Consider the following 14669-nt stretch of genomic DNA (forward strand, 5'->3'; position numbering starts at 1 on the left):
TCCGGGTCGGCCATCTGCCCGGGGACCGGGACCCCAAGCCGGTCTGGCTGTGGTGGTCACGTTGCGATGCCACCGCTGCCGATGTGGACCGGCTCCGGCAATCGTTTCTGCGGCGATTCGATCTTGAACACACCTTCAGAATGATCAAGCGGACCCTTGGCTGGACCGCTCCGAAACTCCGCGACCCGACCGCGGCGGACCGCTGGACCTGGCTGGTCATCGCGGCCTATACCCAACTCCGCCTCGCCCGGCCCATGGCCGAAGACCTCCGTCGGCCATGGGAACGGCCGGCACGGCATGGACGCCTCACGCCCGCGCGCGTCCGCCGAGGATTTCGCCGCCTCCACAGGAAGACCCCTCAGCTGACCAGCGCACCGAAATCCGGCACCGCGGGCCCTGGTCGGCCGGCCGGCTCGAAGAACAGGAACCGGGCCCGCGAACGCCCCGTCGGAAAACACAGCAAAACCGACACGATGAAGGTCGGCGCGGACAGGCAGGCACCATAAACGCCAAGCTTAGACACAGGCTTCATTGCCTCGTGCGTGGCTTTCGTTGCAGGGGCTGACTGTGACAGTGAAGGCCAGGGGCTGTCCATAATCTTGCTGGTCAGCCTGCCGCGGGAATGTCTGGGCCCGCGCTGGTCGAGCCCCTTTCGTCAGCCGTGTGCTGATGGGCCGACAGCACCTCCCCGTCGGTCGCTCCCCAGCCGGTCCCCCTGGGGAGCGGCTGGGGAGTACCCAGGTGAGGCGGCGAGTTCGTGGGGAGTTTGAGCTGCACAAACCCGCACGACGCTGAAAGGCGACGAAAGATGAATCACCGCAGGTCAGCACCACCCTTGGCGACGAATCAGCAGGTCAGCACCCTGCCCCAGGGGCCTCCATGCCGAAGTCCACCACCATCTCCGGAACATCCTCCAGCACCAGACCCCCATGCGCCGGTACGACTCAACATCAGCGCGCTGCCGTGTGGTCCCGGCCCCCGGGCACTTCCCCGTCCGGATGATCACCAACGGCGCCGTCGACCGCACCGTCCACGGCTGGATCGCCGACCAACACGGCCGCTCCACCGTCAAGAACAGCCTCGCCGTCCTCGTCCGTGTCATGGAACAAGCCGTCCGCGACGGAATCATCACCGTCAACCCCGCCCGAGTCACCGGCTGGCAGCGCGAGTACAAACAGGCCGAGGACGAACTCCACAACCCCCGCGCCCTCGCCCTGCGCGACTGGCCCACCCTGCTCCGCCTCGCCCAGGCACTCACCGACCGATCCCACGACCACTACCGAGGATGGCGCGAGGTCGTCGTCTTCGCCGCCGCGACCGCCGCCGGCATCGGTAAGGTCTCCGGCGTCCGCGCCTGGTACATCGACACCGAGAACTGGATCCGGACCGTCCGCCGACAGACCACCCCCGCACCCGGCGGACTCACCGACAAGAACACCAAAGGCAAACGCGCCCGCCAAGTCCCCCTCATCGAGGAAATCCGCCCGACGATCGCCGAACGCATCCTCGCCGTCGGCCCCAACCCTGACGCACGGCTCTTCACCGGCCCCCGCGGCGGGCGCATCTCCACCGCCGCCCTACGGGACGCAACCCACTGGGACGAGGTGGTCACCTCACTCAACCACGAACGCCTGCGCCGCCACGACCTCCGCCACACAGGACTCACCTGGTTCGCCGACGCCGGCGTCCCCGCCCACGTCCTCCGCAAAATTGCCGGACACGGCTCCCTCCTCACCACCCATCGCTACCTCCACCCCGACATGACCCAGACCACCAACACCGGCCACGCCCTCACCGCACACCTCAGCCCCATCCGCACACCCCTCGCCGTCCAGCCGACAGCAGGACGGCGCCGCTAGAGCCCGTGGTCCCCAACTGGTCCTCAAGAAACACGGAAAGGCGGTACCGGATTTCTCCGATACCGCCTGTGACCTGCGAAAACACAAGTCGGGACGACAGGATTTGAACCTGCGACCCCTTGACCCCCAGTCAAGTGCGCTACCAAGCTGCGCCACGTCCCGCTGCGATTCCCCCCGGTGTTCCCGGGCGGCTGCGCAGGACAAACATTACCTCACTCTGCGGACCGGATCGACGCCCGTGCCTGGTGGGCGCGGTTTGCCAGGGATTCGGCGCCGCATGCCGTGGCCAGTTTGTGGGCCCTGGCCAGTTCGCGTGGGGAGCGGATGGCGATGCCGTAGTCGACGAGGGCCAGGGCATGTTCGTACGCGGACGGGGACGCCTCCAGATGGCGGACCGACTCGGCCAGCAGATGCGTGGCATCCTCCGGGCGGGCGAAGAGGGCGACGCAGCGCAGGGCCTCACCGATCGCGGTGTCCGTGCCGAAGCGTTCGGCGTGGACCCGGGCCGTGGTGGCGAGTTGGGCGGCGCGGAGCGGGTCCTCCTCGGCCAGCGCACGGGCGAGATCGCCCGCCCAGGGCGCCCATACGCCGTTGTACCTGCCACGGGGTTCGAGGGCCTGACCGGCCGCTTCGAGTTCCGTGGCCGCTTCCTTCATACGGCCTTCGGCCAGCAGCAGCCGACCACGTACGCACGGGGCGTCGGGCAGCACCATCGCGCTGGGATAGGGCGAGCCGAAGTCGTAGCGGTCGGCGATCTGGCGGGCCTCGGTGACACGGCCGCGGGCCACCAGGGTGTCGATGAGGAGACAGGCCGCGTCCCAGTGGACGGGCAGTCCGCTGCCGACACGGTCGGCGAGGCGCAGCCCCTCACGGAGGAAGCCCTCGGCCTCGGCGAGCCGGCCGCGACGGCGGTGGACCAGCCCGAGCAGGGTGTGCGCGAACGCGAGGTGCGCGCCGCTCCAGCCGGAGATCTCGAAGGCGCGGACGGCCTCGCCGAACAGTTCCTCGGCCCGGTCGACGTGGTCCGTGAAGGCGTAGGTGATGCCGACGAGGGTGGGGAGTTCGAAGCCCCATTCCGTATCGGTCCAGCCGAGCCCGCGTGCGGGATGGCCGTCGACCAGGGCGCGTTCGCAGAGGTCGACGATGAGCTGGGAGTTCTCGCCGCGCATCATGGCGTCGAAGGCGCGGATGGTGAGCAGGGCGCGCTCGGCGTTGTCGCGGCCGGACAGGTGGTCGGCGTTCCGGGCGAGCCGGCCGGAACGGGCGGGTCCGTCCTCCTCGGACGCCTGCATGCCCTCCCAGAGGAAGTGGGCGGCCTGGAGCCGCATCAGGCCGGGGCCCGGGGCGGTGCGCGCGGCCTCGGCGGCGAGGGCGCGTGCCGCTTCCTTCAGCTGGTTGTTGTGGGAATGCGCGGCCGCGAGCCGGTAGGTGGCGTCGACGCGCTGGTCGCCGGAGAGTCCGGGCATGTCGAGGGCGTCGCGCAGGTGCTGGACGGTGGTGGCGGGCGAGCTGAGCAGTGTGGCGCAGCCCAGTTCGTACAGCAGGGTGGCCTTTACGCGGGGGCTCGGTGGTTCTTCCAGGGCGCGTTCGAGGCAGCGGCGGGCGGCTTCCGGGGCGCCGACCGCGAGGTGCTGCTTGGCGGCTTCGCGGAGTTGCCCGACGAGTTCCTGGTCGTTGTCCGGGTGCACTTCGAGGAGGTGGCGGGAGGCCGCCGCCGGGCCGAGCCCCGCGCGGGTGATCGCCCACGCCGCCCGGCCGTGGAAGGCCGTGCGGGTGGCAGGCGGGATGGAGCGGTACACCGCGGTGGCGATCAGCGGGTGGACGAACTCCAGCGGGTCGAATCCGGTGACGATACGGGCTTCGCGCAGCCGGGCCGTGCAGTCGGCGGCCTCGGCGGGGCTCATTCCGGCGAGGGTGGCGGCGAGATCCTGCGAGATGTCCGTGCCGAGGACCGCCGCGGCCCAGGCGAACCGGTTGGCGTTGGTACCGAGCCGTTCGAGCCGGGCGACGAGTCCGCTGCCGCGGGCCGATGCGCCGAGTTCGCGCAGCAGCCCGGCCGACTCCTCCAGTGGCACCAGTTCGCGGTCCTGGACCTTGGCGACGAGTTCGACCGCCTCGTAGGGGTTGCCTCCGGTGACGGCCCACACCTCGCGGCAGAACGGATCGTCGGCGTGTTCGCCGAGGGCCGCGCGGACCAGTTCCGCGGTGGCGTCCGGGGTGAGGGCGCGCAGCGCCACCCGGACCTGGGCGGGATGGGCGCTGCCCGGTCCGCTCTCCTTCTGCCGCGCTGCCAGTTCTTCCGGCCGGTGGGCCTGGACGACCAGAACGGGCAGTTCGCCGAGGCGGGCGGTGAACGAGGCGAGCCAGGCGAGGGATTCGCCGTCCGCCCAGTGCGCGTCGTCGATGACGAGCAGGAGCGGACGGTGGCTCAGCCGGGACGCGAGCCGGGAGACGACGAAGTCGAGGCCGTCCCGGACGCCTTGCGGATCCGGCTGCGGACCGCTCGGTTCGGCGAGTCCGAGTGCGGGCGCGGCGATCTCGTACCAGGGCCCGAACAGGGTCCGCACCTCGTCGGGCGGGAACTGGTCGAGGGCGGGCTGCAGCAGTTGGCGTACGACATGGAACGGCACGGACGTGACCGTTTCGCCGCCGCGTGCGGACCAGACGGTGCAGCGGTCGGCGGCCATGGCCCTGATCTCGGCGAGCAGCGCCGTCTTGCCGATGCCCGCCTCGCCGCTGAAGATCAGCAGCCCGCCGGCTGCCTGGGCGCCGCACAGGGCGTCCACGGCTTGTGCGGCAGCGGCGAGTTCCGGTTCGCGCTCGTACAGTGGCCGGGACTGCTTCATCCCTACCCTCCCCAAAGTGGTGCGGATGACAGTCGACACTAGTCGTGCACGGGGGTCCACGGACAGTGGTTCGGCCAGTTCGCCGCAGGTGCGGGGCACAATCGGAGGGTGGACGAGACTCGCAGGGACCGCGACGCGGGGGGCCGTGCGCGCAACGCGCGCCCCCGTGACGGGCTGGGACGCCCGCTGCCGTACGGGACGCCGGGAGTGGAGCGGCAGCCCGAGGGGGTGGTCCGCACCCCCGAGGAGACCTTGCGGGAGGCGCAACGGCTGCTGGACGCGGGGATGCCGTTCCACGCGCACGAGGTGTTCGAGGACGCGTGGAAGTCGGGACCGGTGGCGGAGCGGGAGTTGTGGCGCGGGCTCGCGCAACTGGCCGTCGGGCTGACGCACGCGGCCCGGGGCAATGCCACGGGCGGGGCCCGGCTGTTGCGGCGCGGCGCGGCGGCGCTCGCGGAGTTCGCAGCCGCCCCGCCCCATGGGATCGGGGTCGACGGGCTGATCGGCTGGGCCGGGGAGCTGGCGGCGCGGGTGGAGCGGCGCGAGGCCCGCGGCGGGGACGCGGCCGGCGGCCGGGTGCCGGACGACCGCCCCGTGGACGCCGCCGCCGAGGCGCCCCGCCTGCGGCCCCGGGACCGGTAGGGCCGGTCCGGCGGACCGGGGTCGCGACCCGTCCGCGGTCCGCCGGACCGGTCCCGACCCCGGCGCCCGGTGCGGTGGGGCGTGGGGCAGACTCGGTGCGGTGAGAAAGATCTATGTCATCGGCATCGGCGCGGGCGACCCCGACCATCTGACCCTGCAGGCCGTCAAGGCGCTGAACCGGGCGGACGCGTTCTTCATCCTCGACAAGGGCGAGGAGAAGTCCGACCTGACCGGGCTGCGCCGGGACATCCTCGATGTGCATGTGGAGAACGCCGCGTACCGGCTCGTCGAGGCGCGTGATCCGGAGCGGGACCGCCGGACGCCGGACTACTCACCCGCGGTGGACGACTGGCGTCGGCGCCGCGCGGATCTGTACGAGCGGTTCATCGCGGAGGACCTCGGCGAGGACGAGTGCGGGGCATTCCTGGTGTGGGGCGATCCCGCCCTGTACGACTCCACGCTCGGCATCCTCGAAGAGATCCTCGACCGGGGTTCGGTCGCGTTCGACCACGAGGTGGTCCCCGGGATCAGCAGCGTCTCCGCGCTGCTGGCCAGGCACCGGACGGGGCTGAACCGGGTGGCGCGCCCGGTGCAGATCACGACGGGCCGGCGGCTGGCCGAGGGGTGGCCCGAGGGGGTCGACGACGTGGTGGTGATGCTCGACGCCCGGCAGGCGTTCACCCGCCATCTCGACCAGGACCTCCACATCTACTGGGGCGCGTACGTGGGGACCGAGGACGAGATCCTGGTCTCCGGGCGCCTCGCCGAGGTGTCGGACCGGATCGAGGAGTTGCGGGCCGAGGCGCGCGCCCGCAAGGGCTGGATCATGGACACGTATCTGCTGCGTCGCGGCTGAACCGGCCTTTCACGCGGAGCAGCCGGAGCACCGACGCCACATCGTGCACGAGGGTCACGCCGTCGGGCGGTGGCGGGCGGCGGACCACGACCACGGGCAGACCGAGGTTCCTGGCCGCGGTGAGTTTCGCGGCGGTGGCGGGGCCGCCGCTGTCCTTGGTGACGAGGACGTCGACGGCGTGGTCGCGCAGCAGCGCCGTCTCCCCTTCGACGGTGTACGGGCCGCGGTCGAGGAGCACGTCCGCGTGGCGGGGCAGCGGCGGCTCGGGGGGCTCCACGGACCGTACGAGGAAGTGGAGCGCGTCCGCGCCGGGGGCGGTGGCGAAGACGGCCAGGCCCAGGCGGCCGGTGGTCAGGAAGATCCGGCGGCCCAGGGCGGGCAGCCGCTCGGCGGCGTGGGCGAGGTCGTCGGCCGGGTGCCAGCGGTCGCCGGGGCCCGCCGCCCAGCCGGGACGGCGCAGCGCGAACAGCGGGGTGCCGGTGGCCTTCGCGGCCTCGGCGGCGTTGGCGCTGATGGTGCCGGCGAACGGGTGGGTGGCGTCGACGACGGTGTCCACGCCGTGGGTGCGCAGCCAGTCCGCGAGGCCCCCGGGGCCGCCGAAGCCGCCGATGCGCACGGCACCGGCGGGCATCCGGGGCCGGGCGACCCGGCCGGCCAGCGAGGTGGTGACGCGCGTCGTCGCGGCGCTGCCGGGCCCGGTCAGCTCGGCGGCGAGCTGCCGGGCTTCGGTCGTACCGCCGAGGATGAGAATGTGGCCAGGCATGCACCGAACCTACGTCACTTTCGCCGCCCGGCGTCCGGAGCGGTGAACAGGGGCGCCCGCAGCCATTACGATCCGGCGTCATGAGCACTTCTGACCAGGACCAGGCCGTGGACCTTCCGATAGAGGCTTCCGGAACGGCTTCCGAGGCCGTTTCCGAGAAGGCCTCCGAGGCGGCTTCGGAGTCGGGGAGCGATACCGAAGCCGCTCCGGAGACCGCCTCCGGGGCCGATGCGCAGACGGCACCCGAGCCCGACGAGCGGCGGCTGACCCCGCGTCAGGCGAGACGGCTGCGCATCGTGCTCTCGTCGGTCGGCATGGCGGCGATGGCGGTGGTTCTCGCACTGCGGATCGCCAGCCGGTCGTCCGTGCTGGTGGTCGGGGTGTACGGGCTCGCGCTGATCCTGTGCGGGATCGTGATCGAACTCAGCAGGAACGGCCGTACCCGGCTGGGCAGTTGGCTGCTGGGGATCGGCCTGCTGGCGGCGATCGGATCCGACTGGCTGCTGATTCCCTGACGTACGGTCAGTCAGCGCACCGCGATCCGCACGGCCGCGCCGTGCGGATCGACCCGGTCGAGCCAGTCGGCGCGCAGGTGGAACGGCCGGCCCGGTTCCACCGGCAGCAGCAGCCGCTGCCGGTGGAGCACACGGCCGTCCTGGCGGACCACGAGCAGCGGCGCGTGCAGCCTGCGGGAGGTGCGCAGGCTGAAGCGGCCTCGGAGCGGGGCGTGAGCACCGGGGCCGACGAGGTTCGGTGCGACCCATCGCAGCGGGTGGTCGACCGCGACGGCCGGCCGGCCCGTGGGCCAGGCTTCCGCAACCAGGTGACGCAGTACGGGCGCGGCGACGGCCCGTCCCTCGGCGGCCGCGACGCCGGCGCTCTCCACTCCGTGCAGGGGGTTGCCGACGGCGAAGACTCCGGCCCGGGTCGTGCGGCAGGCGACGTCGTACGCGGGGCCCCGGGTGCCGGGGTCCCGGGCGATCGCACCGCACCGGGCCAGTTCGTGGTCGGGGATCCAGTCGCCGGTGAAGACCACGGTGTCGCAGTGCAGGGTGGTGGTCCGGCCGTCGTGATGCCGCAGCTGCACTCCGGTGAGCCGTTCCCGGCCGGTCAGGGCGGTGACGGTGGCGTGGGTGAGGAGCGGGGGCCGGTCCCGGGGCCGGACCGGGGCCGTGAGGCGGGAGGGCGGCTGGTCGGTGACCACGGCGACGACGTCCAGCCCTGCGACGCGCAGGGTGTCGGTCGCGGCGCGGCTGACGGGTTCGTTGCCGATGACGACGGCGCGGGTGCCGATCCGCTGCCGGTGGAGATGGACGGCCTGCTGGAGTTCGCCGGTGGCGTAGACGCCGGGCGGGCGCGTGCCGGGTACGAGGCGGGCGCTGCGGGGGCGTTCGCGGGCGCCGATGACCAGGACGTCGACGGTCCGCTCGCGCCGGGTCATGACCGGGCCTCCTCGAACAGTGCGCGGACCGCGGCCCCGCAGTGGAACCCCTGGCAGCGCCCGTTTCCGGCCCTTGTCCTGCGCCGCAGTCCGTCCGTCGAACGCGGGGGGACCGGGCCGGCGAGGGCGTCCCTGATCTCGCCCGCGGAGACCCGTTCGCAGTGGCAGACGAGCGTGCCGTAGGCCGGGTCCTGGGCGATCAGTTCGGCATCCTGGTACGGGCGGGGGAACGCCTCGCCGAGGTTGGGCATGGTGACGGACGGCAATGCGGACGGCGTGCCGAGGTCGAGGCCCGACCGGCCGAGCAGTTCGACGACATGGGCGGCGATGGCCATGGAGGCGGTGAGGCCGGTGGAGCGGATGCCGCCGACGGCGATGTAGCGCCGGTCCGGGTGGTCCTGGATGCGGTAGTCCTCCTGGCCGGTGGCGGCGCGCAGGCCGGCGTAGACGGCCGTGACCTCCTCGTCGAGCAGGGCGGGCAGGATGCGGCGGCCCTTCTCGCGCAGCAGGGCGATGCCGTCCGCGGTCGATCCGGTGGCGGTCTTGTCGTCGAGCTCCTCGGCGGTGGGGCCGAGCAGCACGTTGCCGAAGACGGTCGGTGCGACCAGGACGCCCTTGCCGGCGGCGGTGGGCACGGGCAGCAGGATGTGGCCGACGAGGTCCCGGGCGAGCTTGTCGAAGACGAGGAGCTGGCCGCGGCGCGGGGTGACGGTGAAGACGTCGTTGCCGAGCTCCCGGTCGAGCTCGTCGGCGTACAGTCCGGCGGCGTTGATCAGATGGCGGGTGAGCAGCGGCCCCCGGGTGGTGGTGAGGGTGTGGATGCCGTCGCCGCTGTCGACGTGCCGCACCCGGCAGTTGAGGTGGAGATGGACTCCGGCCCGCACGGCCTGGGTGGCGTAGGCGAGCGGGGTCGTCCAGGGGCAGACGATGCTCTCGTCGGGGATTTCGAGCGCGCCGAGGGCGCCCGGCCCCAAGTGGGGTTCGCGGGCCCTCAGCTCTTCGGCGTCCAGGAGGCGTGCCGCGTGGTAGTCGTTGCGTTCGGCCTTGGCCAACAGGCCGGGGAGTGCGGCCAGTTGTTCCTCGTCCCAGGCGACGAGGAGGGCACCGACGCGTTCGACGGGGATGCCCGTCTCGGCGGCGTACGCGCGGAGTCTGTGCTGCCCTTCGCGTACGAGCCTGGCTTCGAGCGAGCCGGGTACGGCGTCGAAGCCGGTGTGCAGGATGGCGGTGTTGGCCTTCGACGTGCCGTTGCCGATGTCGTCCGAGGCGTCGACGAGGGCGGTTCGCAGCCGGTAGCGGGCCAGTTCGCGGGCGATGGCGGCGCCGACGACTCCCGCGCCGACGACGGTCACGTCGTAGACCGGGGCCTTGGGACCGGCCGTCGGTGCTCCGGTGGTGGTGACCGTGTGGTTCATGGGGGTGGCTCTCGTACGTGTCAGGCATGTTCCAGCAGGGTCTGTACGGCCGCACGGAATCCGGCGAGGCGCTCGGCCGCCTCGCCGGCTCCGATCCGGGGCTCGTACACGGCGGCGGGCTTCCATTCGGGTACGGCCTGCCGGAGCGGGAGCCGCGGGTCGAGGCCGAGGCGGGCGACGGCTCCGATGCCGAGCGCGGTGACATCGGGCAGTGCGGACACCTCGACGGGACGTTGCAGCAGATCGGCCTGGGTCTGCATGAGCAGGGCGGAGCGGGTCAGGCCGCCGTCGACACGGAGCGAGGTCAAGGGGGATCCGAGATCGGTCGCGACCGCTTCGCAGAGTTCGACGACCTGTGCGGCGATGCCTTCGCACAGGGCACGCACCAGGTGGCCGGCGGTGGTGTCGAGGCCGAGACCGGTCACCGATCCGCGCAGGTCGCCGCGCCACCAGGGAGCGGCCAGCCCGGCGAGTGCGGGGACGAACGTGACGCCACCGGAGTCGGCGACGCCGGCGCCGACCGGGTCGAGGTCGGCCGCGTCGGAGATCACTCCCAGGCCGGCGAGCCAGTCGACGGCGGAGGCTGCGGTGTAGACCTGTCCGTCGAGGCAGTAGCTCGTACGGCCGCCGAGCCGCCAGGCGATACAGCTGACGAGCCCGGTGGAGCCGCGGCGCGGGGCGGGCCCGGTCTGGGTGAGCAGGAACGCCCCGGTTCCGTAGGTGCACTTGGCGTTGCCCGGGTCCAGGGCGTTCTGGGCGAGGAGGGCGGCCTGCTGGTCGACGAGGAGTCCGGTCAGCGGGAGTTCACCGCCGAAGGCGCTCGTCGTACCGACCGTCCCGTCGCAGTCGACGACGGCCGGGAGGCGTTCGTCGCCGAGGCCGAAGATGTCCAGGGCCTCGGGTGACCAGCGGACCCGGTCGAGGTCGAGCAACTGGGTGCGTCCCGCAGTCGCCGCGTCCGTGACGAACGCACCGGTCAGCTGATGGACGAGCCAGGAGTCGCTGGTGGTGACGGTGCCCTCGCGGGTCAGCTCCCGGCGGATCCAGGCCATCTTGGGCGCGGCGAAGTACGGATCGAGCGGGAGCCCGGTGATCCGCGTCAACTCTTCGTCACGCACGGCGAGTTCGGCACAGATCGAAGCGGAACGCCGGTCCTGCCAGACGATCGCGTCGGTGAGCGGCCGCCCGGTGTCCGGATCCCAGGCGAGCACCGTCTCGCCCTGGTTGGCGAGGCCGACGGCGACCACCGGTTCGCCCGCTTCGTGCAAGGCCCGGCGTCCGGCGTCGACGACCGAGCCGAGCAGTTCGGCGGGATCGACCTCGACCGCTCCCCCGACGCCGTGCCGCGGCCGTACCGGCGCCGAACCGGAACCGATCACGCCGCGCTCGGGACAGACCACCAGAGCCTTGGTTCCCGACGTGCCCTGGTCCACAGCGAGTACCGGGCCTGTCATCGACACTCCAGCTGTACGGAAGCTCTGCGGCTTGAACGGAATCGTGATCATTGATCTGTGCCGCCCAGACTGGTGCAGACCACCGCGTACGTCAAGGGCCGACCGGGTGCATGTGCGGAACAACCGGATTCCGGTCAACGTCCCTTCGTATGCGTCGACTTGAGTAAGATCCGCGAATCGGTCCGGCGTTCGGCGCAACTGGCCTTACACTCACCGCCGAGCAACAACCGGACGCTTTCGAGCAGTTCGTTTTTCAACAGCTGCTTCACCCCCCACGTCCTTGAGGATTGATGAGACCGACACCCCGCCCCGAGCGCCGAGACTTCGATTCCCGGGCCTTCCGATTCCGCACGGGTTCCATGCCACCGCCGGGTTGCGTGACGTGCTGAGGAGATCCCCCAACCGTCGCATGCCGTCCCGCCGTACGTCGTCCCGTCGCACGGGGGCAGGGCGATTCCATGGCCAACAGTGATTTCCGGCCGGTCTACCACCCGGCCGGCCATGACAATGAATTGCGCGTCGCGGTACAGGATTTGCGCACCGGGCGCTGGATGTCCATGCGGAACCTGCTGGAGAGTACGCCGGACTGGACCCTCTGGACCCAGCGCACACAGGTTCTCGGCGCGATCGCCGCCGGTTCGGACGCGGTGCAGGCCTGGCAGGCCGAGGAGCCCCGAAGCGTCGCCGCCGCCGTGATGCACGCGCGCGTCGTCGTCGAGCGGGCCGTGCGGGCCCACCGCGAGGGCCACCACCGCGCGCAGGAGCTGTGGCAGGAGGCGTGGGGGGCCTGCCGGACGGCCGCACACACCTCGCCCGCGGACCCGGTGCCCTGGGTGTGCCTGCTGGCCCTGTCCCAGCTGGACGAACACCAGCAGTTGGAGGAGCACCGGCTCCATCCGCCGGGGCCGATGCTGTTCCCCGGCCCGTGGGGGCTGCTGGCCGAGGCCGACAAGCGCGATCCGTGCAACCGCGAGGCCTACCACCGAATGCTCCAGTTCGTGTACGCGCGCAAGGCCGGCGGAACTCTCTCCGAAGCGTTCAACTTCGTCCAGTGGGCGTCCTCCTCGGCCCCCGACGGCTCCGCACTGCATGCACTGCCCCTGTACGTGCGGGTCGAGCGGTACCGCCGCGAGCGCGGTCACGAGAAGGCCCTGGATCTCCACTGGGTCACCGAGGACGCCGAACGGGACGCGGCACGGGCACTGGAGCTCTGGTTCCGCCGCACGGCGCCGGTCTCCCATTCCCTGCCCGACCTGAACCATCTGGCCCACGCCCTGTGGGGGGCTCTCCAATTCGCCGACGCAGCACCGGTGTTCCGGGAACTCGGCCCCTATTTCACCTCGGTCCCCTGGGTGTACCGCACGCGTGATCCCAAGAGCCCGGGAGGCGCCGAGGAAGTGTTCCTGCGCGCCCGGAGCCGCTGCCTCACCGTGTCCCCCGACCCCGGGCGGGGGCCGCACGGCTGAGCCGGGACACCGAGCCGGCGCACGGCCGTCTTCTTTCGTTCCGGACCGATCCCTTTCCGTCCCTTCCCCAACCCCCTCATGGAGGTTTTTCCCATGTCCATATCCACCCCGACCCAGTCGGGTGCGGAGGCCGTCCCGCAGAAGGACGAGGAGCAGCGCCTGCGTGAACTCGGCTACCAGCCGGTGCTCGCCCGCCGCATGGGCGGCTTCGGCAACTTCGCCATCAGCTTCTCCGTCATCTCCATCCTGTCCGGCTGCATGACCCTGTACGGCTTCGGCATGTCGACCGGCGGCCCGGCGGTGATGCTCTGGGGCTGGGCCGGCGTCGGCCTCTTCGTGCTCTGCGTCGGCATGGCACTCGCCGAAGTCACCAGCGCCTACCCGACATCGGGGGCGCTGTACTACATGGCCGACCGGCTCGGCGGCCGCAAGTGGGGCTGGTACACCGGCTGGCTTAATCTGCTCGGGCTGCTCGGCGCGATCGCCGGTATCGACTACGGTGCCGCGCTGTTCACCGGTGCGCTGATGAACCTGCAGTGGGGATTCACCCCCACACCGGGCAAGACAATGATCATCTTCGTCTGCATCCTGCTGCTGCATGCCGTGCTGAACCTGTTCGGTGTCCGTCTCGTCAGCGTGCTCAACTCCATCAGTGTGTGGTGGCATCTCGCCGGTGTCGCGGTGATCGTCGCCGTGCTGGCCATCGTGCCCTCGCACCACCAGTCGCCGTCGTTCGTCTTCACCGAGTTCGTCAACGACACCGGCTGGCACAACCCGTTGTACGTGGCGGCGATCGGCCTGCTCCTCGCCCAGTACACCTTCTGCGGCTACGACGCCTCCGCCCATCTCTCGGAGGAGACGTCCAACGCCTCGGTGACGGCCGCCAAGGGCATCGTCCGCGCGATCTGGGTCTCCTGGGTCGCCGGTTTCGTCCTGCTCGCCGGACTGACCTTCGCGATCCAGGACTACGCGGGCACCCAGAACAGTGCCACCGGGGTGCCTCCGGCGCAGATCCTGATCGATGCGCTCGGCACGTCCGGGGCCACCGCCATGCTCCTGATCGTGATCGCGGCGCAGCTGTTCTGCGGCAACGCCGAGGTCGCCGCCGCCAGCCGGATGGTGTTCGCGTTCAGCCGCGACAACGCGCTGCCGGGCTCGGCACTGTGGCACAAGGTGAGTGCCCGCACCCAGACTCCCGTCAACGCGGTGTGGCTGTCGGTCGTCGTCGCCGGCGTGCTGGCACTGCCGTCGCTGTACTCCGCCACCGCGTACGGTGCGGTGACCGCGATCAATGTCATCGGCATCACGCCCGCCTACGCGATCCCGATCTTCCTGAAGCTGCGCTCCGGTGACCGGTTCGAGCGCGGGCCGTGGCATCTGGGCCGCTGGAGCAAGCCGATCGGCTGGATCGCCGTGGTGTGGGTCGCCATCGTGACCGTACTGTTCCTGCTTCCGCAGTCGTCGCCGGTGACGGTCGACTCGATGAACTACGCGTCGATCGCGCTGGTCGCGGTGCTGGCCCTGGCCACCGTGTGGTGGTTCGTCGCGCGCCGTTCGTACAGCACGCCGTCGGCGTACGGGAACGCCCGCGAGCAGGCGGAGATCGAGGAAGGCATCGTCTGACCCGTCCCCGCCCACCCGTCGTCCTCAGCCCTCCCGGGTCGCAGCGAGTGCCCAGGGAGGGCTGAGACGTGTGTGCGGTGGTGCGGAACGCCGTGTGCGCTCAGCGCGGCAGCAGTCGGAGTCCGCCAAGGGCGGTCGCGCCGATCGGGCACGCAAGGCCGGCCTGGGTGCCTCCTGGGATCAGTGGGGCGTACGGGGCGGTCCACGCGCATGTACAGCAGAGGTGCGATGGCTATGCTGCGACCCAAACGCTCACAGGAAGCGTTCAAACGAACAACACGCGGCGGTACGGCGAGGGGGCCAA

General features: G+C 71.4%; 11 protein-coding genes, 1 tRNA gene and 1 pseudogene. 7 read left to right on the forward strand and 6 right to left on the reverse strand.

The window, feature by feature from the left end:
- Together ACIOMQ_RS36900 and ACIOMQ_RS36905 are read left to right on the forward strand one after the other, a co-directional pair.
- A pseudogene (locus ACIOMQ_RS36900) lies at window positions 1–506 on the forward strand (transposase); the annotation flags it as partial.
- Window positions 507–929: 423 nt separating this feature from the next.
- Window positions 930–1859: a tyrosine-type recombinase/integrase gene (locus tag ACIOMQ_RS36905; RefSeq protein WP_402192097.1), complete on the forward strand. Its 930-nt coding sequence runs from the start codon at window positions 930–932 to the stop codon at window positions 1857–1859.
- 88 nt (window positions 1860–1947) lie between these two features.
- On the opposite strand, the gene ACIOMQ_RS36910 is transcribed toward ACIOMQ_RS36905, so the two are convergent.
- Together ACIOMQ_RS36910 and ACIOMQ_RS36915 are read right to left on the reverse strand one after the other, a co-directional pair.
- Window positions 1948–2021, reverse strand: a tRNA-Pro gene (locus ACIOMQ_RS36910).
- A 50-nt stretch (window positions 2022–2071) separates the two neighbouring features.
- A complete protein-coding gene (locus tag ACIOMQ_RS36915) occupies window positions 2072–4705 on the reverse strand; it encodes an ATP-binding protein (RefSeq protein ID WP_401757026.1) in 2634 nt (877 codons plus the stop codon).
- Between the two features lie 108 nt (window positions 4706–4813).
- Between ACIOMQ_RS36915 and ACIOMQ_RS36920 the strand changes: the two genes are divergently transcribed.
- Both ACIOMQ_RS36920 and cobF read left to right on the forward strand, forming a co-directional pair.
- Window positions 4814–5347: a DUF309 domain-containing protein gene (locus tag ACIOMQ_RS36920; protein ID WP_362211870.1), complete on the forward strand. Its 534-nt coding sequence runs from the start codon at window positions 4814–4816 to the stop codon at window positions 5345–5347.
- 100 nt (window positions 5348–5447) lie between these two features.
- The gene (gene cobF, locus ACIOMQ_RS36925) at window positions 5448–6203 is read left to right on the forward strand and encodes a precorrin-6A synthase (deacetylating) (protein ID WP_362211868.1); all 756 of its coding nucleotides are present in this window, start codon (window positions 5448–5450) and stop codon (window positions 6201–6203) included.
- Here cobF and ACIOMQ_RS36930 read toward each other — a convergent pair.
- The gene (locus ACIOMQ_RS36930; RefSeq protein ID WP_401987535.1) at window positions 6172–6966 is read right to left on the reverse strand and encodes a cobalt-precorrin-6A reductase; all 795 of its coding nucleotides are present in this window, start codon (window positions 6964–6966) and stop codon (window positions 6172–6174) included. The two genes, cobF and ACIOMQ_RS36930, sit on opposite strands and share 32 nt — an antisense overlap.
- Before the next feature lie 80 nt (window positions 6967–7046).
- Here ACIOMQ_RS36930 and ACIOMQ_RS36935 point away from each other — a divergent pair, with 80 nt between their 5' ends.
- Window positions 7047–7481, forward strand: coding sequence for a hypothetical protein (locus ACIOMQ_RS36935; protein WP_362211863.1), 435 nt, complete (start codon window positions 7047–7049; stop codon window positions 7479–7481).
- Window positions 7482–7492: 11 nt separating this feature from the next.
- Here the strand turns inward: ACIOMQ_RS36935 and ACIOMQ_RS36940 are convergent, their stop codons facing one another.
- Genes ACIOMQ_RS36940 through ACIOMQ_RS36950 form a run of 3 tightly spaced genes read right to left on the reverse strand, consistent with a single transcriptional unit; the run spans window position 7493 to window position 11276 of the window.
- Window positions 7493–8407, reverse strand: coding sequence for an oxidoreductase (locus ACIOMQ_RS36940; protein WP_402192100.1), 915 nt, complete (start codon window positions 8405–8407; stop codon window positions 7493–7495).
- On the reverse strand, window positions 8404–9822 hold the full coding sequence (locus tag ACIOMQ_RS36945) for an NAD(P)/FAD-dependent oxidoreductase (protein WP_402192103.1): 1419 nt from the start codon (window positions 9820–9822) through the stop codon (window positions 8404–8406). The genes ACIOMQ_RS36940 and ACIOMQ_RS36945 overlap by 4 nt, the downstream gene beginning before the upstream one ends.
- Before the next feature lie 20 nt (window positions 9823–9842).
- Window positions 9843–11276 carry an FGGY family carbohydrate kinase gene (locus ACIOMQ_RS36950; protein ID WP_401757016.1) on the reverse strand — a complete coding sequence of 478 codons (1434 nt, stop codon included), beginning with the start codon at window positions 11274–11276 and terminating at the stop codon, window positions 9843–9845.
- Between the two features lie 458 nt (window positions 11277–11734).
- Here ACIOMQ_RS36950 and ACIOMQ_RS36955 point away from each other — a divergent pair, with 458 nt between their 5' ends.
- Window positions 11735–12742 carry a hypothetical protein gene (locus ACIOMQ_RS36955; protein WP_362211858.1) on the forward strand — a complete coding sequence of 336 codons (1008 nt, stop codon included), beginning with the start codon at window positions 11735–11737 and terminating at the stop codon, window positions 12740–12742.
- Window positions 12743–12835: 93 nt separating this feature from the next.
- A complete protein-coding gene (locus tag ACIOMQ_RS36960; protein WP_362211855.1) occupies window positions 12836–14365 on the forward strand; it encodes an amino acid permease in 1530 nt (509 codons plus the stop codon).
- Window positions 14366–14669: the final 304 nt, after the last annotated feature.

Origin of the sequence: Streptomyces sp. NPDC087845 (assembly GCF_044742755.1) — a bacterium.
Taxonomy (GTDB): domain Bacteria; phylum Actinomycetota; class Actinomycetes; order Streptomycetales; family Streptomycetaceae; genus Streptomyces.

Excerpts from the sequence above, each read along its gene's own strand:
- ACIOMQ_RS36905 (WP_402192097.1), top strand. The coding sequence starts at position 930 with ATGCGCCGGTACGACTCAACATCAGCGCGCTGCCGTGTGGTCCCGGCC.
- ACIOMQ_RS36915 (WP_401757026.1), bottom strand. The coding sequence starts at position 4,705 with ATGAAGCAGTCCCGGCCACTGTACGAGCGCGAACCGGAACTCGCCGCT.
- ACIOMQ_RS36930 (WP_401987535.1), bottom strand. The coding sequence starts at position 6,966 with ATGCCTGGCCACATTCTCATCCTCGGCGGTACGACCGAAGCCCGGCAG.
- ACIOMQ_RS36935 (WP_362211863.1), top strand. The coding sequence starts at position 7,047 with ATGAGCACTTCTGACCAGGACCAGGCCGTGGACCTTCCGATAGAGGCT.
- ACIOMQ_RS36940 (WP_402192100.1), bottom strand. The coding sequence starts at position 8,407 with ATGACCCGGCGCGAGCGGACCGTCGACGTCCTGGTCATCGGCGCCCGC.
- ACIOMQ_RS36945 (WP_402192103.1), bottom strand. The coding sequence starts at position 9,822 with ATGAACCACACGGTCACCACCACCGGAGCACCGACGGCCGGTCCCAAG.
- ACIOMQ_RS36950 (WP_401757016.1), bottom strand. The coding sequence starts at position 11,276 with ATGACAGGCCCGGTACTCGCTGTGGACCAGGGCACGTCGGGAACCAAG.
- ACIOMQ_RS36955 (WP_362211858.1), top strand. The coding sequence starts at position 11,735 with ATGGCCAACAGTGATTTCCGGCCGGTCTACCACCCGGCCGGCCATGAC.
- ACIOMQ_RS36960 (WP_362211855.1), top strand. The coding sequence starts at position 12,836 with ATGTCCATATCCACCCCGACCCAGTCGGGTGCGGAGGCCGTCCCGCAG.